Annotated in this window: 22 protein-coding genes; 9 read left to right on the forward strand and 13 right to left on the reverse strand. The window is 69.2% G+C overall.

Annotated features, from left to right (window positions below; genetic code table 11):
* Window positions 1–15: 15 nt before the first annotated feature.
* From KOE53_RS12665 to KOE53_RS12700, 8 genes are all read right to left on the reverse strand, one after another.
* The gene (locus KOE53_RS12665; protein ID WP_188058724.1) at window positions 16–738 is read right to left on the reverse strand and encodes a 3-keto-5-aminohexanoate cleavage protein; all 723 of its coding nucleotides are present in this window, start codon (window positions 736–738) and stop codon (window positions 16–18) included.
* Between the two features lie 87 nt (window positions 739–825).
* The gene (locus KOE53_RS12670; protein WP_188058725.1) at window positions 826–1,512 is read right to left on the reverse strand and encodes an RraA family protein; all 687 of its coding nucleotides are present in this window, start codon (window positions 1,510–1,512) and stop codon (window positions 826–828) included.
* Entirely contained in the window at window positions 1,512–2,318 is an 807-nt protein-coding gene (locus KOE53_RS12675; protein ID WP_188058726.1) for a nitrilase-related carbon-nitrogen hydrolase, read from the reverse strand. The genes KOE53_RS12670 and KOE53_RS12675 overlap by 1 nt, the downstream gene beginning before the upstream one ends.
* A 34-nt stretch (window positions 2,319–2,352) precedes the next feature.
* Window positions 2,353–3,468 carry an ABC transporter ATP-binding protein gene (locus KOE53_RS12680; protein WP_188058727.1) on the reverse strand — a complete coding sequence of 372 codons (1,116 nt, stop codon included), beginning with the start codon at window positions 3,466–3,468 and terminating at the stop codon, window positions 2,353–2,355.
* Between the two features lie 26 nt (window positions 3,469–3,494).
* Window positions 3,495–4,559 carry an ABC transporter substrate-binding protein gene (locus KOE53_RS12685; protein WP_188046706.1) on the reverse strand — a complete coding sequence of 355 codons (1,065 nt, stop codon included), beginning with the start codon at window positions 4,557–4,559 and terminating at the stop codon, window positions 3,495–3,497.
* 44 nt (window positions 4,560–4,603) lie between these two features.
* Window positions 4,604–5,386 carry an ABC transporter permease gene (locus KOE53_RS12690; RefSeq protein ID WP_188046707.1) on the reverse strand — a complete coding sequence of 261 codons (783 nt, stop codon included), beginning with the start codon at window positions 5,384–5,386 and terminating at the stop codon, window positions 4,604–4,606.
* 3 nt (window positions 5,387–5,389) lie between these two features.
* Window positions 5,390–6,274: an ABC transporter permease gene (locus KOE53_RS12695; protein ID WP_241095506.1), complete on the reverse strand. Its 885-nt coding sequence runs from the start codon at window positions 6,272–6,274 to the stop codon at window positions 5,390–5,392.
* Window positions 6,275–6,494: 220 nt separating this feature from the next.
* Window positions 6,495–6,899, reverse strand: a complete 405-nt coding sequence (locus tag KOE53_RS12700) for a (deoxy)nucleoside triphosphate pyrophosphohydrolase (RefSeq protein ID WP_188058728.1) — start codon at window positions 6,897–6,899, stop codon at window positions 6,495–6,497.
* A gap of 105 nt (window positions 6,900–7,004) precedes the next feature.
* Between KOE53_RS12700 and KOE53_RS12705 the strand changes: the two genes are divergently transcribed.
* The 4 genes from KOE53_RS12705 to KOE53_RS12720 are packed head-to-tail and all read left to right on the forward strand — an operon-like array spanning window position 7,005 to window position 12,015.
* Window positions 7,005–8,507: a sugar ABC transporter ATP-binding protein gene (locus KOE53_RS12705; protein WP_188058729.1), complete on the forward strand. Its 1,503-nt coding sequence runs from the start codon at window positions 7,005–7,007 to the stop codon at window positions 8,505–8,507.
* Window positions 8,504–9,490 carry an ABC transporter permease gene (locus tag KOE53_RS12710; RefSeq protein WP_188058730.1) on the forward strand — a complete coding sequence of 329 codons (987 nt, stop codon included), beginning with the start codon at window positions 8,504–8,506 and terminating at the stop codon, window positions 9,488–9,490. Before KOE53_RS12705 ends, KOE53_RS12710 begins: the two co-directional genes overlap by 4 nt.
* The gene (locus tag KOE53_RS13910) at window positions 9,490–11,052 is read left to right on the forward strand and encodes an FGGY family carbohydrate kinase (protein ID WP_188058731.1); all 1,563 of its coding nucleotides are present in this window, start codon (window positions 9,490–9,492) and stop codon (window positions 11,050–11,052) included. Before KOE53_RS12710 ends, KOE53_RS13910 begins: the two co-directional genes overlap by 1 nt.
* Window positions 11,053–11,085: 33 nt before the next feature.
* The gene (locus KOE53_RS12720) at window positions 11,086–12,015 is read left to right on the forward strand and encodes a sugar ABC transporter substrate-binding protein (protein WP_188058732.1); all 930 of its coding nucleotides are present in this window, start codon (window positions 11,086–11,088) and stop codon (window positions 12,013–12,015) included.
* 174 nt (window positions 12,016–12,189) lie between these two features.
* Here the strand turns inward: KOE53_RS12720 and KOE53_RS12725 are convergent, their stop codons facing one another.
* Entirely contained in the window at window positions 12,190–12,777 is a 588-nt protein-coding gene (locus KOE53_RS12725; protein WP_188058733.1) for a hypothetical protein, read from the reverse strand.
* Window positions 12,778–12,945: 168 nt separating this feature from the next.
* Here KOE53_RS12725 and KOE53_RS12730 point away from each other — a divergent pair, with 168 nt between their 5' ends.
* A complete protein-coding gene (locus tag KOE53_RS12730; RefSeq protein ID WP_188058734.1) occupies window positions 12,946–14,190 on the forward strand; it encodes a MalY/PatB family protein in 1,245 nt (414 codons plus the stop codon).
* Window positions 14,187–15,527, forward strand: coding sequence for an O-acetylhomoserine aminocarboxypropyltransferase/cysteine synthase family protein (locus KOE53_RS12735; RefSeq protein WP_188058735.1), 1,341 nt, complete (start codon window positions 14,187–14,189; stop codon window positions 15,525–15,527). The genes KOE53_RS12730 and KOE53_RS12735 overlap by 4 nt, the downstream gene beginning before the upstream one ends.
* 20 nt (window positions 15,528–15,547) lie before the next feature.
* Here the strand turns inward: KOE53_RS12735 and KOE53_RS12740 are convergent, their stop codons facing one another.
* Genes KOE53_RS12740 through KOE53_RS12750 form a run of 3 tightly spaced genes read right to left on the reverse strand, consistent with a single transcriptional unit; the run spans window position 15,548 to window position 17,610 of the window.
* Window positions 15,548–16,708, reverse strand: coding sequence for a UDP-N-acetylmuramate dehydrogenase (locus KOE53_RS12740; protein ID WP_188045970.1), 1,161 nt, complete (start codon window positions 16,706–16,708; stop codon window positions 15,548–15,550).
* Between the two features lie 6 nt (window positions 16,709–16,714).
* Window positions 16,715–17,155 carry a MaoC/PaaZ C-terminal domain-containing protein gene (locus tag KOE53_RS12745; protein ID WP_188045971.1) on the reverse strand — a complete coding sequence of 147 codons (441 nt, stop codon included), beginning with the start codon at window positions 17,153–17,155 and terminating at the stop codon, window positions 16,715–16,717.
* Window positions 17,152–17,610, reverse strand: coding sequence for an FAS1-like dehydratase domain-containing protein (locus KOE53_RS12750; protein WP_188045972.1), 459 nt, complete (start codon window positions 17,608–17,610; stop codon window positions 17,152–17,154). Before KOE53_RS12750 ends, KOE53_RS12745 begins: the two co-directional genes overlap by 4 nt.
* A gap of 164 nt (window positions 17,611–17,774) precedes the next feature.
* Here KOE53_RS12750 and KOE53_RS12755 point away from each other — a divergent pair, with 164 nt between their 5' ends.
* The 3 genes from KOE53_RS12755 to KOE53_RS12765 are packed head-to-tail and all read left to right on the forward strand — an operon-like array spanning window position 17,775 to window position 19,602.
* A complete protein-coding gene (locus tag KOE53_RS12755; protein ID WP_188058736.1) occupies window positions 17,775–17,981 on the forward strand; it encodes a hypothetical protein in 207 nt (68 codons plus the stop codon).
* Window positions 17,978–18,880 carry a dihydropteroate synthase gene (gene folP, locus KOE53_RS12760; RefSeq protein ID WP_353055657.1) on the forward strand — a complete coding sequence of 301 codons (903 nt, stop codon included), beginning with the start codon at window positions 17,978–17,980 and terminating at the stop codon, window positions 18,878–18,880. The genes KOE53_RS12755 and folP overlap by 4 nt, the downstream gene beginning before the upstream one ends.
* The gene (locus KOE53_RS12765) at window positions 18,880–19,602 is read left to right on the forward strand and encodes a pyrimidine reductase family protein (RefSeq protein WP_188058737.1); all 723 of its coding nucleotides are present in this window, start codon (window positions 18,880–18,882) and stop codon (window positions 19,600–19,602) included. Before folP ends, KOE53_RS12765 begins: the two co-directional genes overlap by 1 nt.
* Window positions 19,603–19,702: 100 nt before the next feature.
* Here the strand turns inward: KOE53_RS12765 and KOE53_RS12770 are convergent, their stop codons facing one another.
* A complete protein-coding gene (locus tag KOE53_RS12770) occupies window positions 19,703–20,302 on the reverse strand; it encodes a DUF937 domain-containing protein (RefSeq protein ID WP_188058738.1) in 600 nt (199 codons plus the stop codon).
* Between the last annotated feature and the right edge of the window lie 19 nt (window positions 20,303–20,321).

A 20,321-nucleotide genomic window follows, 5' to 3' on the forward strand; every position in this document is an offset into this window, starting at 1 on the left:
CTGCCCCACTCGCGGCTAGGCGCCGAGGGCGCGTGCGGCCTCGACCAGCTCGACGTTCGACGCGGCGACGCTCCCGTCTTCGAGGGTGAGCCCGTCCTCGAACCCGATCCGGGTCTCGCAGCCGTCCTCGATCGCGGCGCGAACGATCGGCCAGACGGTCTCGCCGTAGCCGTGGTAGAGAATCGGCGCGGTCACGCCGGCTGCGCGAATCGCCGCGGCCATCTCGCGGCACTCCGCGACGGCCTGATCCGCGTCCTCAGTCTCGGGCTCGATCAGCACGCGCACGTTCTGGTGCAGGGTCGGCGAGGCCAGCAGTGCGGGCATATCGGCCATCGACCAGACGGCCGACTCGAGGACCATGCCGCGCTCGAGCACGAGCTCGGCGGCCTCTGCCGCCCCTTCTTCCACGAAGGCGACCGAGGCGAAGTCGGGCAGCGCGTCCGCAGGCCAGGCTGCCAGGTGGGCCATGCGTTCCGCGTGCGACGAGACCGTCCAGAGTCCCGTCGTGGTGCCGATGACCACGCTGGGGTCGGCCGCACGCATTGCACGGACCCATTCGCCGATGTCTTCCGGGGCGATCGTCTGCCCGTCAGCCCCGACCCGCACGTGCGCGTGCACGACGTCGGCACCGGCCGCCACAGCGGCGATACTTGCCGCCACCACCTGGTCGATGGTGAGCGGAGTTGCGGGGTGATCCTCGAGGGTACGTCCGCCGTTGATTGCTGCTTTGAGAAGCATGAGTTTCCTTCCGAAATGATGAAAATGGGCAGCGCGGGGCGGGGCCTACCCGCCAAGCGGATAGACCCATGCGCGTCGCCTGTGTGGTTAGTCCTGGGGCGTGGACTGTGCGAGCAGCGCGGCGACCGTGTCGCTCGCACCGGTCAGCGAGCCAAGCGGCTTGCCCGCGCGCAGGTCGGCGACGAGTTCGGGCTCCTCCGCGTCGTCGGCAAGCGCGATGTCGACGATCTTCTCGAGCACGTCAAGGGGAACGACAAGCACGCCGTTCGCGTCGGCGAGCACGACGTCGCCGGGACGCACTGCGGTGCCGCCGACCGTGACCGGGATGTTCACGCCGCCAGCATCGATCCCGTGCAGCTTGGTCGTGAGCATGCTGGTGCCGCGAGCGTGGACCTCGAGGCCCAGCTCCGCGATCTCGTCGGTGTCGGTGACGACCCCGTCGACGATCGCGCCCGCCGCGCCGCGCGCCACGAGCTGCGCCGCGACGACCTCTCCGAGGGGTGCATGCCGAACGTCGCCGCCCGTATCAATCACCATGACCTGGCCGGCCTCGATCAGGCCCGCACCGTGGTGCAGCATGGTTGAGTCGGTGGCCGTCGTGCGCACGGTGAAGGCGGTGCCGATCACGCGGCCGGCACCCACCTGACGCCGGATCCCCGAATCGGCAAAGCCCTCTTCCAGGTAGTGGCCGAGCGTCGGAAAGCTCAGGCGCTCGAGCTTCGCGCGAAGCTCGGGCGACAGGGTGGTCGGGGTCTCGCCGACGTTGGCAAACATTACTGGCCCTTCATGGAGTATCGCGTGTCGATCCTCCGGTTCTCGAGTGCGGGAAGTGAGGCGCGCGCCTGGTCAAGGCGCTCGCGGGTGATATCGGCGAAGGCGATGCCTTCGTTGTGCGCGTCGAGGCCGGCACGCACGATGCCCATGGGGTCGATCACGCGGCTGAGTCCGGCGGCGTCCGCCTGCACGGTACCCGCGGCGATTAGCCAGCTCACGTTCTCCACCGCGCGGGCCTGAGTAAGCAGCTCCCAGTGCATCTCCTTGCCCTTGCCCGACACCCACGCTGCGGACAGCGAAATGATGTCGACGCCGCGGTCCGCCATGCTGCGGAACAGCTCGGGGAAACGCACGTCGTAGCAGTTGGCGATTCCGACGCGGAACCCTTCCACCTCGATGACCGGCGGGAGGGCCGCGCCGTGCGTGATGTAGTCCGATTCCTTGTAGGAGAAGGCGTCGTAGAGGTGCACCTTGTGGTATCGCGCGGCCTCCACGCCATCCGGGCCGACCGCGAGAATCGTGTTGAAAGGCACCCCACTCGGGTTCGGCTCGTACCCGGCGGCAATGATCGTCAGTTGGTGCTGGGTAGCCAACTCCGCAAGCAGTGCCTCAAAGCGCGGCCATGCCTCGGCGAGCAGCGCGGGGAATTGCGGCTTGATCTCGTCGTCCGCGAGCAGCATTGACTCCTCGGGGAACACGACCAGGGCCGCGCCCGCTGCTGCCGCCTCCGCGGTGAAGCGGCGAATCACAGCGAAGTTGTGCTCGAAATCGATCGTGGGTGACGTCTGCGCTACGGCGACTCTCATCAGGTACTCCTTGAAACTTCGGGGAAACGGTGCGTTAGCGGGTGACGATGCGGGCGTCCTGCGGGCGCCAGCTCAGGCTGAGCTGCTCGCCCTGACGGAGCCCGGGGAGGTCTCGTTCGGCGACCAGGCTCGAGACCGACACTTTGAGCGGGGTCTCCCCCGCGCGCAGGTGCAGCTGCCACTCCTCACCCAGGAACACGAGGTTCTCAACCGTGGCCGGGATCCCCGTGCCGCCCCGCGTGACATCCACGCGCTCGGGGCGCAAGAGCAGGGTGCCCGGCGAGGCGTGCGCGCCCGTTTCGGCGCGGACTCCGACGACCTGGCCCACTCCGGGAATCTCGACGGTCGTCTCCTTGCCGGCGACCCCTGCGGGGACGGTGACGTCGAGCAGGTTGCAGCTGCCGATGAAGCCGGCGACGAAGCGGGTCTCCGGGGCGTTGTAGATGCGCTCCGGGCTCGCGACCTGCTGCACGACGCCGTTCGACATGACCGCGATGCGGTCGGACATTGTCAGTGCTTCCTCTTGGTCGTGAGTGACGTAGATGAAGGTGATGCCGACCTCACGCTGCATGCGCTTGAGTTCAAACTGCATCTCCTTGCGCAGCTGCTGGTCGAGCGCGCCGAGCGGCTCGTCGAGCAGCACCACCTTCGGGCCGGAAACCACAGCGCGCGCGAGGGCGACGCGCTGCCGCTGACCGCCCGAGAGCTGGTCTGGTTTCCGGTCCGCCAGGTGGGCCAGCTTGACGAGGTCGAGCGCCTCGGATGCCCGGCGGTTGGCTTCCGCCTTGGGCACCCGACGCACGCGAAGCTCGAACACGACGTTGTCGAACACCGTCAGGTGCGGAAACAGCGCGTAGCTCTGGAAGAGCATGTTGAGGTCACGGTTGCGCGTCGGCACGTCGGTGACGTCCACGCCGCCCAGGTGCACTCGGCCGTCGGTGGGCGTTTCAAACCCGGTAATCATCCGCATGAGCGTCGTCTTGCCGCAGCCCGAGGGGCCGAGGATCGAGAAGAACTCGTTCTCGGCGATTTCGAGGTTGAGCGGTTCGACCACGAGGTTCTTCCCAAATGTCTTGGTCAGCCCCTTCAGCTCGACGGCGGGGGTCGCCGTGATGGTGTCCGTGTGCGGGGTGCGTGTCTGCGTGTCCATGATTCTCAGCTGTCTCCGGTTTCCGACTAGGAGGCCTTTACTCGCGTCCAGCCATCCTGGTAGAACTTCATTGCCGCGCCCGGGTCGACGATGAAGTCGGCCTCCGCGATCTGCTCTTCCGTGGGATAGACGGCCGCGTTCGTCAGCAGGCCCTTGTCGGTGATGAACTCCTGTGCACCCGTGTTCGGCGTCGCCATGCCGCCATCGTTCGTCGCCATCGCGGCGATCTCGGGCTGGAGCAGGAAGTTGATGAACTTGTACGCAGCGTCCGAGTGCGGGGCACCCTTCGCGATCGAGAGGCCGTCAACCCAGAGGCTGCCGCCCTCCTCGGGGATCACGTAGTGGACGTCTTCGTTGTCCGCGACGATCTTGGCGGTGCTGTTGCCACCCCAAGCCTCAGAGATGCAAGCGTCGCCGTTTGCGACGAGCTCGCCGTAGTTGGTCGAGTTGTAGCCGGCGAGCAAGCTCTTCTGCTCGATGAGCGACTCGGTCGCCTTCGCGATCTCCTTCTCGTCCTTGCTGTCGGCGCCGTAGCCGTTGACCTGCAGGCCCGCGATGTAGGCGGCGAGCATGTTGTCCAACATGTAGACCTTGCCCTGCCACTTCGGGTCGAACAGCGACTCCCAGCTCGTGATCTCTTCGCCACCGGTGCAGGTGGAGTTGTACAGCAGGCCGGTGGTGCCCCAGACCCACGGCACTGAGTGCTTCATGCCGGGGTCGTAGCTCGGGTCAGCAAACTTCTCGGCGATGTTCTCGAGGCCTTCGAGCTTTGAGTGGTCAAGCGGCTCGAGCAGCTCCTGGCCGACGAGCTGCTGCACGGCGTACTGGCTGGGCTGGACGACGTCGTAGCCCGAGCCGCCCGCGGCGAGCTTCGAGATCATCGTCTCGTTGCTGTCGAAGTTGTCGAGGTTGACCTTGATGCCGGTCTCCTCGGTGAACGCGTCGATCACTGTCTGGGGGATCTCGCCGTCCCAGGCGTAGATGTTGAGTTCCTTCGACGGCGCGGCATCGCCGCCGGAGGTGCCGCCGCTGCAGGCGGTGAGCGCGAGAGCGGCGACGATGCCGACCGTTGCGAACGCAATCTTCTTCATGGGTGTTCCTTTCAAAGGGGTGAACGGGGTGAGTACGAGGGGCGCTACGAGCGGGAGTCGACGAGGATGCGACGCATCTGCCGGATCCCGACCGAGAGCACGATGACGAGCGTGAGCAGGATCAAGAGCGCGCCGAGCGCGTTGATGCTGGGCGTCAGGCCGGTCTTGAGACTCGAGTAGATTTTGAGCGGGAGGGTCGTCGAGCCGACGCCGCTGAGGAACGTCGACATCACGATGTTGCTGAACGAGGTGGTGAAGCTCAGCAACCAGGCCGCCATGACCGCGGGCCGCAAGAGCGGGAAGTACACGCGGGTGAAGGTCTGCCACGGGGTGCAACCGAGATCGGTCGCCGCCTCGGGCAGACTCGGATCGAGCATCGATGCCGAGCTCATCAGCACGAGCGTCGCGAGCGGCAGGGCCACGATGAGGTGGCCGAGCACGAGCGTCAGGATCCCGAGCGGAACCTTCGTCGAGCTAAACACGCTCAGCAGCGCCACGCCCAGCACAATCTCGGGAACGATCAACGGCAGGGCGATCATGCCGATCATCGCGGTCTTGCCCTTGCCCCGGTAGCGCTGGAGCCCGAGCGCGAACATGATGCCGATCGCGGTGGCGAGGGTCGCGGCGAGCACGCCGACGATCGCGCTCGTGCGCAGGGTGGTCATGAGCTGCTCATCCTGGAACAGGTCGACGTACCACTGCAGTGTCAGGCCCTCGAAGCGGGTACTGGTGCCGGCCGCGTTGAACGAGTACACGATGACCGCGCAGATCGGAATGTAGAGGAATACGAATACGGCGCGCGCAATGCCGTTCACCATCCGGTCCATGAATCAGGCACCCTTCTTGCGGTTCGGCTTCTTCAGCGCGAGGCCGATCAATGCCATAGAAATCAACATAAGAACGAGGAGCACCATCGACACTGCGGCGCCCATCGGCTGGTTGCGGAACTCGGTGTACAGCGTGACGATCAAGTTGCCGACGAGCGGATCCTTTCCACCGCCCAGGAGCACGGGGATCACGAAGACGCCCATCGTGGGGATAAAGGTCAGCATCGCTGCCCCGAGGATGCCGGGCATGCTCAGCGGCAGGATGACACGGCGGTGCACGCCCCACCAGCTGCAGCCGAGGTCAGTGGCCGCCTCGCGCAGCGACCCGTCGATCGAGCGCATCGACGCGTAGATCGGGAAGATGGCGGTCGGCAGGAACGAGTAGAGCAGTCCCAGGATCACCGCGGTGTTACTCGGGATGAGCGAGAAGCCGCTGATGCCGAATATCCCGAGCACCCCGGCGATCGGTCCCCCCGAGCCCAGGATCGTGATCCAGGCGAAGGTCCGCACGAGGAAGTCCGTCCAAAACGGAATGATGATGAGGAGCAGCAGGAAGCCCTGGCGCCCCTCGGGGCGGGACACGATGTAGTACGAAGTCAGGTAGCCGATGACGACGCAGACGAGCGTGTTGAGGGCGGCGAGGCCGATCGAGTACAGCATCGTCTTCGAATAGACGGGATCGAGCAGCTTGAGGTAGTGCTCAAGCGTGAATCCGCCGATGATGCCGCCGTAGTTGTCGGCCTCTGCCACGCTGTTCCGGGCCACGATAAACAACGGCAGGATTCCGAGCAGGACCACGGTCGCGATCCCCGGGATGAGAAGAAGCAGGGAGCCTCGGGTCGGGCGGCTCTTTCGGCCGAGTGCGATGACTCGTGTCGTCGAGGTCACTTCTCTCCTTCTGGCGTCGGCGGCAGGGTGTGCGTTCTCAAGTGTTTCCCACGCGCCCAGTCCGCCACGAATCGAACACCGTCGGAAACCGTGGAATCCGCGCCCGATATGCGTGGAGTTCGCGACGGGGTCTATTCGGCGGCCGCCCATTCAGTCGCCGTGGACTCGGAATGGGCGCGTTCTGCCTCGGGATTGCGGGATCGAGCCCGGACCACGAAATCTAGAGTCGTCCGAGGTCCCTCGCGACACGACGTACTGCGGGCACGTCGGCCGGAGCCCAATCGAGGTCCATCAGCTCGGACGGCGCGAGCCAGCGCGCATCGACGTGCTCAGTCAGGGCCGGCTCGGCTTCGCCCGCTATGAGCGTGCAGTAGAAGGTCGTCAGCACGATCGTGCCGAACGCCTCTTCGTGCTCGGTCGTCTCGATCCGGTCCCCGACCGTGACCGCGGCACCCAGCTCCTCGACGATCTCGCGCACGAGCGCGGCCCGGGGCGGTTCCCCCGATTCGACCTTGCCGCCCGGGAACTCCCACCGGCCGGCCTGGCTGCCGCCGGGGCCTCGCTGGGCACACAACACCAGGCCGCCACGGACGATCACCGCGCCCACCACCTCGATCCGTGTCATCTGGCCAGCCTATGCGGAAGCCCCATGCGCCCTCGCCCCCGACTTCCCGGTATTCTCGGGAGAGTGCCTCCACCCGAGCGAGGCGACCAGACGTGAAAGAACCCCGTGAGCCAAGCCGTCCCCCTCGCAACCGATCAGGTATGCCGTGACTACGGCCCCGTCCGCGTGCTGTCGGACGTCTCGATCGCGCTGCACGCAGGATCCATCCACGCGCTGCTCGGCGAGAACGGCGCGGGGAAGTCGACGCTGATCAAGATCCTGGCCGGAGTGATTGAGCCGAGCGCCGGGGACATCGTGCTCGGCGGCGAGCGCCGCCGCTTTCGTGGAGTGCGAGACGCGCAGTCGGCCGGCGTCGTCGCGCTGCCGCAGGAGCTCGCGCTCGTGCCGACGCTCGGGGTGGCCGAGAACATCTTCCTGGGCATGCCAGCGCACGGCCGCGGCGGGATCCTGCGCCGCCGCTCGCTGAACGCGGCCGCCGAGATCGAGCTGGCGAAGCTGGGGCAGCGGCTGCCGCTCGACGTCCCCGTTGGCGAGCTCTCCGCGGTGCAGCAGACCATGGTGGCGCTCGCGCGCGCCCTGGCCCGCGATGCCCGCGTCCTCATCCTGGACGAGCCGACGGCCGCGCTCACCGACACCGAGGCGGAGCAGCTCTTCGCGGTCCTGCGGCGGCTGCGCTCGGCCGGCACCGCGATCCTGTACGTCTCGCACCGCCTGGACGAGGTCTTCGCGCTCGCCGACACCGCGACGGTGCTGCGCGGCGGTGCGCACGTGTGGACGCGGCCAATTGCCGAGACCTCGCTCGACGAGGTCGTTACCGCGATGATCGGGCGCGAGCACGGCCAGGTGTACCCTGCGCGTGCCGCCGGCCTCCCGGAGGACTCCCCCGTCGTGCTGCGCACCCACACACTCACCGGCCGCACCCTCGACGGCGTCTCGATCGAGGCCCGCGCTGGCCGGGTGCTCGGCGTCGCCGGCCTCGCAGGTGCTGGCCGCAGCGAGCTGCTCCGTCTCATCGCCGGGGCCGAGCGGCCCGCGAGCGGCAGCATCGATCTCTCGGGAACCGATGTGACGCGCCTGCGCCTCGCCCGCCGGATGGACGCCGGCATCGTCCTCGTGCCCGAGGAGCGCCGCAGCCAGGGGCTCGTGATGAACGCGACGATCCTGCAGAACATCGCCCTTGCCGACCCTCGCACGCTCAGCACCCTCGGCGTAGCCTCGCCTCGCCGCGAGCGCAAAGCTGCGGAGCGAGGCAAGGCCGACCTCGCGATCTCCGCCACCTCGGTGCAGCAGCCGGTCGCCGAGCTCTCGGGCGGCAACCAGCAGAAGGTCGTGCTCGCGAAGATGCTCGGGCGAACCCCGCGGGTGCTCCTGCTCGACGAGCCGACCCGCGGCATCGATATCGGCACGAAGTCCGAGATCTATCAGCTGATTCGCGACCTCGCGGACAGCGGCGTCGCCATCGTCGTGGTGTCGAGCGAGCTGCCCGAGCTCATCGGCGTCGCGGATGAAGTATCCGTACTCTCGGACGGCCGCCTGGTCGACACCGTTCCCGCCGCGTCCCTCACCGAGGCATCGCTGCTCCATCTCTGCACGAGGACATCCGCATGACGACGACCGAACGCACCGCAGCCCCCGCACCCCGCGCAGCTCGCCGCAACGCCACCGCGCGCCTCGCCTCGTTCGGCACGCTGATCGGCCTCGTGGGGCTCATCGCGCTGTTCGCGATCCTCAAGCCGCAGGCGTTCCTCACCCCGCTGAACTTCTCGAACATCCTCGAGCAGCTCGCCATCCTCGCCATGATCGCCGCCGTCCAGACGGTCGTGATGGTCGTCGGGGACTTCGACCTCTCGGTCGGCGCGCTCGCGAGCCTGACCGGCGTGCTCACCGCCCAGCTGCTCGTCGCGGGGCTGCACCCGGCGCTGGCCATCGCCGCCGGGCTGGCCGCGGGCCTTGTCGCCGGTGCACTCAACGGCTTCCTCGTCGCCTACCTCGGCCTCTCGGCGTTTATCGCGACGCTCGCGACCATGACCTCCTTCACCGGCCTCGCGCTCCTCATCTCCGAGGGCACCACGGTCTTCGGGCTGCCCGACGCATTCGTCTGGCTCGGCCAGGGCAAGCTTGGCCCCATCCCGGTACCAGTGGTGGTCGCGATCCTGCTCGCCCTCACGGTCTGGTTCTTGCTGTCCCGCACCGTCCTCGGCCGACAGTGGTACGCCGTCGGCGGCGGCCCCGAGGCGGCGCGCCTCACGGGCGTGAACGTGAAGCTGGTGCGCTTTAGCGCGTTCCTCGTCTCGGGTGCGGGCGCGGCCCTCGCGGGCATTGTGCTCACGGCCCGGCTCGCCTCCGCGCACCCGAACGCCGCCGACCCGTTCATGCTCTCCTCGATCGCGGCCGTCTTCCTCGGGATCACGCTGTCGCGCGCCGGCACGCCGTCGATCGGCGGCACCGTCGTCGGCCTCGGCATCGTCGGCGTGCTCGGCAACGGCCTGAACATCCTCCAGGTCAACAGCTACGTCCAGCAAGTGCTCACCGGCGTCATCATCGTGCTTGCGGTGAGCCTCAGCCGAATCAACAAGCGCGGGCGGCTGTAGTGGCCGACCCCGTCATCGTCGGCCTCGACTTCGGCACCTCCGGCGTCAAGCTTGCGGCGGTCTCCCCCGACGGCACCACCCTGCTGAGCGCGTTCGCTGGGTACCCGACCATCACCGGTTCAGGCAGCGCAGGGTCCGCAGAACAGGATCCCGCTGACTGGTGGGCGGCCGCGCGCACGGTGTGCGGCGAACTCGCCGGGGCGGGGCTCGCCGACCGCGTCGTAGCGCTCGGGGTCACCGGGCAGATGCAGGACCTGGTGCCGGTGCGCGCTGGCACGCAGGCTCTTGCGGGCTCGGCTGTGCGCCCGGCGCTGCTCTACTCTGACACGCGCGCCGGCCTCGAGCACGCCGCGCTCGTCGACCGGCTGCCCGGCTGGGAGGAACGCACCGGAAACCACCAGGACGTCTCGAACGTTGCGGCGAAAATCTCGTGGCTTGCGGCGCACGAGCCCGCGACGCTCGCCGTCGCGACCCACCTCCTCTTCGGCGCCCACAGCTACATCGCCTGGCGCGCGGCGGGAACCACCGCCGAGGCGGCGCTCTGCGACGTCGTGACGGCCTCCACCACCGGGCTCCTAAACATCGAGACCCGCGACTGGGACGCCGAGGTGCTCGCGGTTTCGGGCGCCCGCATCGATCAGCTTCCCCGGCTGTCCGGATCCGGCCCCGAGTCTGTCGCGGGCGCCCTCGACCCGGCGGCGGCGGCAGAGCTCGGCCTGCCCGCGGGCATCCCGATCGCGCACGCCACCGGCGATGCGGGCGCGACCACGGACGGGCTCGCGGGCTCCACCCCCGGCGACGCCTACCTCTACCTCGGCGGATCGGGCTGGCTCGCCGCGGTGACCCCCGCCGCCGAGCCGGGCTCGCCCCAGGCCGAGCCCTCCCCGATCCACTCGCTCGTGATGCCCGGCTGGGATACCCGCCTGCGCATCGGTGCGGTGCAGTCCGCCGGCTCGGCGTCGGCCTGGGCGCTCGAGACCTTCCTGCCGGGCTGCGACTTCGCAGTCGCCGAGGCGCGCATCGCCGCCCGCGTCAGCGATCCGGCGGCACTGGCCGCGCGCCCGCTCGTGCTCCCCGGCCTCGGCGGCGAGCGCACCCCAGTGCGAGACGGCGCGCTGCGCGGCGCCTTCGTCGGCGTAACCGAGGGAACCACCCCGGAAGACCTCTATCTCGGCGTGCTCACGGGCGTCGCGATGGGGCTGCGCCACGCGGCCGATGCGATGGGGATCACCCAGGACCGGCTTCCCCTCGTCGGCGGCGGCTCGGACAGCCCCGCCTGGCGGCAGATCTGCGCTGACGTCTTCGGCGCCACGATGGTGACGGGCGACACCGCGGGCAGCGTCGAGGAGGACCCCGGCAGCCGCTCCGCCGCCCGCGCCGCGGCGGACGCCATCGGGCTCAGCCACCGGATCGAGCCGTTGCTGTCCGCGCACGGGACCGCCGGCAGGATCCTGACCGAGACCCGGCCCGGCCCCGCCCGCGGGCCGCTCACCGAGCGCCTCGCCACTCACCGCGCGCTCTATGCGGCGCTGACCCCCACCTTTCACCAGCTCGCACGCTGAGCTCATCCCGACCCCCACCCGAACAGGAGCACCATGAAGACCTTTACCCGGATCGCCACGGCCGGCCTCGCGCTCGCCGCAGGTCTCGCGCTGACCGGCTGCGCAAGCGAAGCGACCCCCGAGGGCGCGGGCGACGACGCCCTCACCGTCGCCGTCGTCACGCCGTACCTCGGCAACGCCGCCACCAAGGAGGTCATTGACCTCTTCGAGGAGGAGGGCAAGAGCCGCGGCTGGAACGTCAGCGTGGTCGACACCGCCGGCGACATGAACAAGCTGAACAGCGCGTTCCAGGACGCCGCGGCGCAGCAGCCCGACGCGATCGTGCTCGGCATGGGCGACCCGACCCAGCTGTCGCTCGGCCTGAAGTCGGCTGCCGACGCGGGCATCCCGGTCTTCGCGATCGACGCCGCACCCGCCGAGGGCATCGCCGCGAACGTCACGAGCGACAACATCGATCTCGGCGAGCAGAGCGCCACGGCCCTCATCGACGCGATGGGCGGATCCGGCTCGGTGGTCATGCTGACGCACGACCCGCACCCCGGGGTGAAGGCCCGTGCCGAGGGCGCTCGCGCGACCTTCGAGGCCGCCGGCATCACCATTCTCGAAGAAAAGCACGTCAACGTGCCCGGGCCCGTCGATGACGCGCGCGCCTCGGTGCAGGACCTGCTCTCGACGGCCGGCGACAAGTTCACCGGTATCTGGGGCGGCTGGGACGAGCCCGCGCTCGGCGCCACCCAGGCGCTCGACGCGGCCGGCAAGACCGGCATCTCGGTCGTCGGCGTCGACGGCCAGGACTTCGCGCTCGCCGAAATCAAGAAGGGTGGCCCCTTCGTCGCGACGGTGAAGCAGGACTGGCCCGCGATCTCCAAGCAGGTCGCCGAGCTGATCCAGGCCCAGGTCGTGGACGGCCAGGCGCCGACGAAGGCTCAGGTCGAGCTCCCCGGAACGCTCATCACGAAGTAGCGCGCATCTTCGAACGGGGCTCGGCGGACTTCCGCCGGGCCCCGTTTGTGCGTCAGCGAGGAGTCGCACCCGCGCACGTCGCCGAGAAGTCTCAATCTGCGGCTTCCAAGTAGCTGAAGCAGCAGATTGCGACGTCTCGATGAGGGAAGCGGCGAGATTGAGGGCGGCGAGCCGTTACTGGAACACGTGTACCGGGATCGGGGTTCCACGCATCACCGGCACCTCGAGCACTGTGCCCCGTTTCGTCCCCTCTGGCACGACCACTACCCCTGGGAAAGGCCGTTCCAGTCCCGTCGCCTCATCGGGCAGTGCACGGTCCGGGACGAGAGCCGCGATGAGCATCGGCCTGTCTGAAATGCCCGAGTAGCCCAGACCAGATCCGCTCTGATTGAACAGGCGAATCGAGCCGCAGCTGCCCCCTGCACCCTTGTCGGCCGTGCTCGCCACGAAGCAGACGTTGCCGTCCGCAGTGCGCGCGGCCCAGAGGCTCACTCCTTCATACTCGCCCAAGTGTCGAAAACTATCTGCGACGTAGCGCGACGGATCCGCGGGATCCAAGTGTTCAACGAGGTACGCGGGCGGCTCATCCGTGGCGGTCCTGGGCTCGTTCAGCAGGGCAAGGTCGGGAGTCATCCCATGGTTGTTCCATACCAGGCCCTGGTATCGGGCAGTCGGAAGAGTCACCGCGATCGCCCCGATCAGCGCCGCGCTAACCGCGAGTACCGCGACCAGAGGAATCCACGCCTTCGGCTTCGCATCCAAGTTGGGCTCCCTCGCTCAAGCAGGGCGCAACAGAGCACCGAGCTGTAGCTCATCTCAACAACTATGGGGAATCCTGTCAATGGTCTATGGCATGCGAGCAGCACCGAAGTGTGACGCCCGCTTACCTGGCCGCTGGCGCGCACCCAGGCCGCGGAGCACCATAGAGCCATGAGCAGCGCCACCACCTCCGCCGAACCCGGCTGTACCATCCCCACGCCCGCGCAGCTGCGCCGGGACCGCACGAGCGTGAAGTGGACCCGCTACCCCGCGGACGTGCTGCCGCTGTTCGTAGCGGAGATGGACTTCGAGGTCGCGGCCGAGGTGCGCGAGACCCTGATCGAGCGCGTGAACGCATCCGACTTTGGCTACATCGGCGACGCGGGCCCGCTCGCGCCGGCCTTCGCCGACTTCGCGCGCGACCGGTGGGGCTGGGACGTCGACCCGGCGCACGTACACGTCACCACCGACGTGAGCGTCGGCATCGTCGAGACCTTCCGGCACGTGCTCCCCGCGGCTGGCGGCCGCATCGCCGTCACTACCCCGGTCTACCCCTCGTTCTTCGAAATGCTCGAGGAGCTCCCGATCGAGATCGTCGAGATCCCGCTGGCCCAGCCCGCCGGCGCCGAACCAGGCGCGGTGCGCCTCGACCTCGCGGCCCTCGAACGCTCGGCCGCCGGCGCGGACGGCCTGGGCGGGCTCGACGGGATCCTGCTCTGCAACCCGCACAACCCCCACGGGCTGCTGCACACCGCCGATGAGCTGACGGCGCTGGCCGAACTCGCCACACGCCACAACGTGTTCGTCATCTCCGACGAGATCCACGCACCGCTCACGCACCCCGGTGAGACGTTCATCCCGTTCGCCCCGATCGCGGCCCGCGCCGCCACCCCGTCCATCACGGTGACCTCGGCGAGCAAGGGCTGGAACCTCGCGGGCACGAAGTGCTCGGTCATGGTGGCCTCAGACGAGGCGAGCGACGCGGTCATCCGAGCCTTGCCGCCGGAGGTCCCCTTCCGCGCGAGCATCCTGGGGCTGCACGCGAACACCGCCGCGTTCCGCGATGCCCGCGGCTGGCTCGACAGCACGATCGACCAGATCACCGCGAACCTCGACCTGCTCGAGCGCCTCCTCACCGAGCACCTCCCGGCGGCACGCTTCGTGCGGCCCCGCGCCGGGTACCTCGCCTGGGTGGACCTGCGAGCGGCCGGCTTCGGCGACAACCCCCACGGCAGGATCCTGTCCGAGGGGAAGGTGGCCCTCGGCGACGGCGCCGATTTCGGCGCCCCAGGCCGCGGCTTTGTGCGCATCAACGTCGCCTGCGCCCCGGAGACCCTGCGAGAGGCGATCGAACGCATCGCCCGGGTCGCCGCAGGCACGACCCCATCACCGATCCCCACGGGAGCATCCGCATGAGCACCGTCACCGAGGCCACCAGGCCCGCCAGCGCGTTGAGCCCCGAACACGACTGGGACGGGTACGCCTTCGAGACCCGCCAGGTGCACGCCGGCGCAGAGCCCGACCCCGCGCACGGCCTGCGCGTGCCGCCGATCGCACTCTCGGCGGGCTACGTCTTCGACGACTTCGACGACGGCGCCGCCCGCTTCAGCGGGGACTCCCGCGGCCCGATCTACTCGCGCCAGGGCAACCCGACGAACGCCGTGGCCGAGCGCCGCCTCGCCTCGCTCGAGGGCGGGGTCGCGGCCGTCGCCGTCTCGTCCGGGCAGGCCGCCATCAGCGCGGCGCTCTTCGCGCTCGCCGGGGCTGGCGAGCACATCGTCTCGACCGCCTCGATTTACGGCGGCACCCGGATCTTGTTCGGGCGCAGTTTTCGTCGGTTCGGGATCGGCGTGTCGTACGTCTGGGACTCGGCCGATGACGCCGAGTGGGAGCGCGCGATCACGCCCCAGACCCGCGCGATCTACACCGAGACCGTACCGAACCCGCTCGGCGACATCACCGACCTGTCGCGCATCGCGGAGGTGGCGCGTCGGCACGGCCTGCCCCTCGTCGTCGACAACACGGTGGGCACCCCGGCACTCATTCGCCCGATCGAGCACGGGGCGAACATCGTCGTGCACTCGAGCACGAAGTTCCTCACCGGCAACGGCGCCGCGGTCTCGGGCATCATCGTCGACGGCGGAAGCTTCGACTGGGACGCGACCGGTGACCGCTACCCGCTCGTCACGCGGGCCCCGCGGCCGGGCGTGCGCTCGCTGCGCGACCGCTTCGGCGACGCCGCCTATGCGCAGGCCGCGCGCGAGGCCGTCGTGAACGACATCGGCCCGAGCCTCTCGCCCTTCAACGGGTTCCTGCTGCACCAGGGCCTCGAGACGCTGTCACTGCGGATGGCGCGCCACGTCGATTCCACGCTCACGATCGCCGCGTGGCTTGCCGAGCAGCCCGAGGTCGAGGCCGTGCACTACGCCGGCTTGCCGGAGCATCCGCTGCACGCTCTCGCCCAGCGGGACTACGCGGGGCGCACCGGATCGGTGTTCGGCGTGACCGTGCGCGGGGGCGTCGACGGCGCCCGCGAGGTGTTCAACGGGGTGCGCGTGTTCTCGCGCATGACCGGCATCGGCGACACCCGCTCGATGATCCTGCACCCGCGCACGTCGACGCACGCGTCGTTCGACAACGAGACGAACGAGCGGCTCGGCATCGAGCAGGGCCTGCTGCGCTTGTCGGTCGGCCTGGAGTCTCCGGACGACCTGATCCGCGACCTGCGGGGCGCGCTCGACCGGCTGGCGTAGGGCAGCCGCACGAGCTCGAGCTAGAGCTCGATCCCAAACAGGTTCGGCTCGGGCACCAGCACGACGCCGAACTCCGACTGCACGCGCTGCACGACGAGGCGGGCAAGCTGCGCCACGTCCGCCGCCGTCGCATTTCCCTGGTTGGTGAGGGCGAGCGTGTGCTTGGACGAGATTGCGGCGCCCGAACCGGGCAGCCGATAGCCGCGCGAGATGCCGGAGTGCTCGATCAGCCAGGCTGCCGAAAGCTTGACCAGGTGCGGCGGCTCGGGCTCGGGCACCCGCAGCGGCACACCAGCGGCGAGCTCGTCGAGGCTCGTCACGGCGGGCGCCGGAACCGGGTCGGCGATCGGGAAGCGCGGGGCGTTCGCCGGCAGGGTGCGCGCGAATCGCTCCGACACGATCGGGTTGGTGAAGAACGAGCCGGCGCTCCACGTGTCGTGGTCGCTGTCGTCGAGCACCATACCCTTTGACGCGCGCAAGCGCAGCACCGTGCGTCGTAGCTCACGGATCGAGACCCGCTGGCCGATCGTCACGCCGAGCGCGTCAGCGAGCTGGCCGTACGCGATCGGGGCGCTCATGGGGTTCGGTACATCACGGTTCTCGGTGAGCTGCACGTCGATCGACAGCACGACGCCCTCGAGACCCTGTTTGATCGCCGAGGTGCGGTACCCGAGCTCGAGGTCGGCGGCCGCGATGCGGCGCACCTCGCCCGACACCCGGTCGAGGAAGGTGATCGAGTGCAGGGCGTCCGAGAGCTCCTGACCGTAGGCGCCGATGTTCTGCACCGGGGCCGCGCCGGCACGGCCCGGGATCCCGGAAAGCGCCTCGAGACCGGACCAGCCGCGCTCGACACAAGCCTCTACGAGTGAGTCCCAGTCGTGCCCCGCCTGCACGCGCAGCCGAACCATGCCGTCGGGCACACCGCCCGCCACTAGCTCGATGCCCGAGCTGCGCACGAGCAGCACCGAGCCGGGGTAACCCTCATCGGCGACCACCGTGTTCGAGCCGCCGCCGAGCAGCAGCCAGTCCTCGCCCTCGGCCCAGAGCTGTTGGGCGAGGCGAACGAGATCGTCCGAGGTCTGCGCCTCGAGCACGCGCTCGGCCGGTCCGCCGACCCGCAGGGTCGTGAGTTCGCTGAGCCTCGGGGCGCGCTCCAGGTTCAACAGGTCCTGATCCGTCATCGTCACCTACGCCGAGTGCGGGGCGAAGGCGAGGACGAGCTGCGACTTGCCGAGCACAGTCTGATCGGCGAAGACGACCCGCAGGTCGATCCTGGCCGTCTGTGCCTCAGCGTCGACTGTTCCGACGGTCGCGGTGACGCGCACGGTCGCCCCGCCGTCGGCGTCGACCGGCACCGGCCGCGTGAAGCGGACCTGGTAATCAACGACGCTGCCCTGGCCGCCCAGCCAGTCGAGCACCGGCGATGCCGCGGCGCCCATCGTGAGCATGCCGTGGGCAAGCACGCCGGGCAGGCCGACGGACTGCGCGACGTCGTCGCGGTAGTGAATGGGGTTGAAGTCCCCCGAGGCCCCGGCATACCGCACTAGGCGGTCGCGGGTGAAGTGGAGTTCGCGGTCGACGATGACCTCGCCGATGACGAGGGCGTCGAACTTGGGTGCAATGCTCATGCCGCGTCCTCCTCAGCGCCGCGCACCACGAGCGTGGAAATCGCGGTGACGACGTGCGCGCCGGTGGCGTCGCGAATATCGCTCGAGGCAGTCACCATCGAGTGGCCGCCGAGCTGCTTGACCGCGGCAATGGTGAGCCGAGCAAACAGCTCGTCGCCCGCCACGATGGGGCGCGTGTAGGTGAAGCGCTGATCGCCGTGCACCACACGAGTGAAGTCAACGCCGGCCGACGGGTCGGCGAGCAGCTGCTGCAGCGTGAACTCCTGCACCACGACCGCGAAGGTCGGCGGAGCGACCACATCGGGGTAGCCCGCGTGCTGCGCCGCGACCACGTCGTAGTGGACGGGTGACTCACTCATCACCGCGCGCGCAAACTCACGCACCTTCTCGCGACCGACCAGATAGGGCCGCGTTGGAGGGTACGTCTTGCCTTGAATTTCAGGGTTCACCGACACGATCTCAGTCTACCCGGTGTGGCCGGTTTGGGACGTGCCGCTTCCGGTCCGGCGCAATCGGGTCGGGCCCGCGAGTGCGAGCAAACCGGGGCTGAGTGTCGCCTGCACGCACACGCTTGACACCCCCACACCGCCGTCCTACCGTGAGCACAGGGAGGCCGACAATGTCTGAGATCGTGATCGCAGGCGGCGCAGTCGCCGCGGCATCAGCAGCGCAAACCCTTCGAGCGGAGGGCACTCTCGCCGGGACTGAGGGGCACGGCACCCGCGCGCTGACCGGCGTCGCGGCCGACCACATCGAGGGCGACGAGCGCGTGAGCGCAGAGCTCGCCGATCCGGGAGTTCCGCTCGACCGTCTGGTCGCCGCGTGACCGCGGCAGTCGAGGCGGCCATCGAGCACCCCGTTCGCCGGTTTGGCGACCGCAAGATCGATCTCTCTCGCCGAATCGCGGTGATGGCGGTCGTCAACCGCACGCCCGACTCGTTCTACGACCAGGGGGCGACGTTCGCGCTCGACGCGGCCGTTACGGCGGGCGCCGCAGCGTTCGAGGCCGGCGCCGATCTTGTGGACGTCGGCGGCGTGAAGTTCGCGCCTGGCCCGCCTCTCCCGATCGACGAGGAGTGCGAGCGTGTCATCCCGTTGGTGCGCGAGCTCGCACAGCTCGGTGCCGTCAGCGTCGACACCTTCCAGCCTGAGGTTGCCCGGCGGGCGATCGCCGCCGGCGCCGCCGTCATCAACGACACCACCGGGGTGCATGACCCGGCAATGGCTGACGTGGTCGCGGACAGCGACGCCACACTGGTCGTGGCGCACAGCCGCGCGTCGCCACGCACTCAGCTCCCGATGCCGCACTACGACGATGTCGTGGCCGAGGTCCGCGCGTTTCTCGACGAGCGGGTCGCCCTCGCGGAATCTCGCGGTGTGCCCCGCGAGCGGCTGATCATCGACCCGGGGCACGACCTGAACAAAAACACTCGACACTCGCTCGAGCTGACCCGGCGCCTCGGCGAACTCGCGAATAGCGGGCTGCCGCTGCTCGTCGCGCTCTCCAACAAGGACTTCATCGGGGAGTCGTTGGGGCGCGCGCGGGACGAGCGCCTGCCCGGATCCCTCGCCGCCGCGGTGTACTGCGCGCTGCAGGGGGCACGGCTGCTGCGCGTGCACAACGTCCGCGAGAGCGTCGATGCCGCCCGCATGGTCGAGAGCATCTGGGGCTGGCGCGATCCGGTCGCGCTCGTGCACAACATGCGCCCGGAGGGGAACGAGTGATGACACCTGCGCTCACCCGCGAGGAGCTGTTCGCCGCCTACGCGCTTGCCGGACGCGACGAGCCGAGCATTCGCGTGAACTTCGTCTCGAGCGCCGACGGCGCGCTCACCGTCGATGGCCACAGCGGGGGCCTGGGCGGAGTTACCGACCGACGGCTCATGCAGGTGCTCCGAGCGATGAGCGACGCGATCCTGGTCGGCGCCGGAACTGTGCGCTCCGAGGGCTACGCGGGGGTGCGGCCCGGCGCGAGGGATGCTGCCTGGCGGGCCGACCGGGGCCTCGAGGCGGTGCCGCCGATCGTGATCGTGAGCGGCGACCTCGCGCTCGACCCCGGACTGGGCGTCTTCACCGAGGCCGCGGCGCGGCCAATAGTGGTCACGCACTCGGCCTCCCCCGTCGAGCAACGCCGCGCACTCGATCCGGTGGCGGACGTGCTCGTGTGTGGCCCCGGGGAGAGCGGCCGCGTCGACCTCTCCAACGCCCGCGATCAGCTCGCCGCGCGCGGCCTGTCTCAGCTACTCTCCGAGGGCGGCCCGCACCTCTTTGGGGCGCTGCTCGAGGCGAACCTGGTCGACGAACTCTGCCTGACCGTCTCACCACACTTGGTGGGCGGCAGTTCAGGCCGCATCGTGCAGGGCGCCGGCGAAGCCGCGAGGCCCTACGTTCTCGCGCACGCGCTCACCGACGACGAGGGCTTCGTCTTCCTGCGGTACACCCGCTAATCGGCACCTCACGCCGCGCACGCACCCGCGGGCAGACGAAAGCCCGAGCAGGATCCGTGGCCGCGGGAAGCGACCGGATCCTGCCCGGGCGTCAGGGGTGTTACTTCTTGCCGCCACCGAGGAGGCCGCCGAGGAGATCGCCCAGGCCGCCGCCCGAGTTGTTGTTGCCGCCGCCGAGCAGGCCGCCCAGCAGGTCCCCCAGGCCGCCGCCCGCACTGCTGTTGTTGTCTCCGCCACCCAGCAGGCCGCCGAGCAGATCGCCGATGCCGCCGCCAGCGGACTCAGCCTGGGCGTTGTTGTCATTGCCCTTCGACATGCTATTGGCGAGCAGGCCCATCACGATCGGGGCGAGCATCGGGAGAAGCTTGCCGATGATGTCGCCCATGCCGCCGCCATCCGCCTGAGCGCCCAGTGCCGCGACGACGTCGCCCTTCTTCTCGCCGAACACGTGGCCGACGATCTTCTCGCCGTCCTCGGTGTCGATGGCATTGAGGTCGATCTTCGCCTCGGGCGTCTGGTGCTTGGCGAGCGCGGACTCGAGCTTCTGCGCACCCTCGCTCGACTGCGCGTTGACCGTCATGCCGCCGAGCAGCGCAGGCACCGCCTGCTGAATGGCGGCCTCCGCCGTGCTCTGATCGACCCCGAGCTTCTCGGCAATGTCGCTGACGGGGATGTTCTTCAGGATGTCGTCAAGGTTCATCGTGGCGGTTCCTTCGATA

Source organism: Leucobacter sp. CX87 (assembly GCF_018682295.1).
Taxonomy (GTDB): domain Bacteria; phylum Actinomycetota; class Actinomycetes; order Actinomycetales; family Microbacteriaceae; genus Cx-87.

Excerpts from the sequence above, each read along its gene's own strand:
- KOE53_RS12665 (WP_188058724.1), bottom strand. The coding sequence starts at position 738 with ATGCTTCTCAAAGCAGCAATCAACGGCGGACGTACCCTCGAGGATCAC.
- KOE53_RS12670 (WP_188058725.1), bottom strand. The coding sequence starts at position 1,512 with ATGTTTGCCAACGTCGGCGAGACCCCGACCACCCTGTCGCCCGAGCTT.
- KOE53_RS12675 (WP_188058726.1), bottom strand. The coding sequence starts at position 2,318 with ATGAGAGTCGCCGTAGCGCAGACGTCACCCACGATCGATTTCGAGCAC.
- KOE53_RS12680 (WP_188058727.1), bottom strand. The coding sequence starts at position 3,468 with ATGGACACGCAGACACGCACCCCGCACACGGACACCATCACGGCGACC.
- KOE53_RS12685 (WP_188046706.1), bottom strand. The coding sequence starts at position 4,559 with ATGAAGAAGATTGCGTTCGCAACGGTCGGCATCGTCGCCGCTCTCGCG.
- KOE53_RS12690 (WP_188046707.1), bottom strand. The coding sequence starts at position 5,386 with ATGGACCGGATGGTGAACGGCATTGCGCGCGCCGTATTCGTATTCCTC.
- KOE53_RS12700 (WP_188058728.1), bottom strand. The coding sequence starts at position 6,899 with ATGACACGGATCGAGGTGGTGGGCGCGGTGATCGTCCGTGGCGGCCTG.
- KOE53_RS12710 (WP_188058730.1), top strand. The coding sequence starts at position 8,504 with ATGACGACGACCGAACGCACCGCAGCCCCCGCACCCCGCGCAGCTCGC.
- KOE53_RS12720 (WP_188058732.1), top strand. The coding sequence starts at position 11,086 with ATGAAGACCTTTACCCGGATCGCCACGGCCGGCCTCGCGCTCGCCGCA.
- KOE53_RS12730 (WP_188058734.1), top strand. The coding sequence starts at position 12,946 with ATGAGCAGCGCCACCACCTCCGCCGAACCCGGCTGTACCATCCCCACG.
- KOE53_RS12735 (WP_188058735.1), top strand. The coding sequence starts at position 14,187 with ATGAGCACCGTCACCGAGGCCACCAGGCCCGCCAGCGCGTTGAGCCCC.
- KOE53_RS12740 (WP_188045970.1), bottom strand. The coding sequence starts at position 16,708 with ATGACGGATCAGGACCTGTTGAACCTGGAGCGCGCCCCGAGGCTCAGC.
- KOE53_RS12745 (WP_188045971.1), bottom strand. The coding sequence starts at position 17,155 with ATGAGCATTGCACCCAAGTTCGACGCCCTCGTCATCGGCGAGGTCATC.
- KOE53_RS12755 (WP_188058736.1), top strand. The coding sequence starts at position 17,775 with ATGTCTGAGATCGTGATCGCAGGCGGCGCAGTCGCCGCGGCATCAGCA.
- KOE53_RS12765 (WP_188058737.1), top strand. The coding sequence starts at position 18,880 with ATGACACCTGCGCTCACCCGCGAGGAGCTGTTCGCCGCCTACGCGCTT.
- KOE53_RS12770 (WP_188058738.1), bottom strand. The coding sequence starts at position 20,302 with ATGAACCTTGACGACATCCTGAAGAACATCCCCGTCAGCGACATTGCC.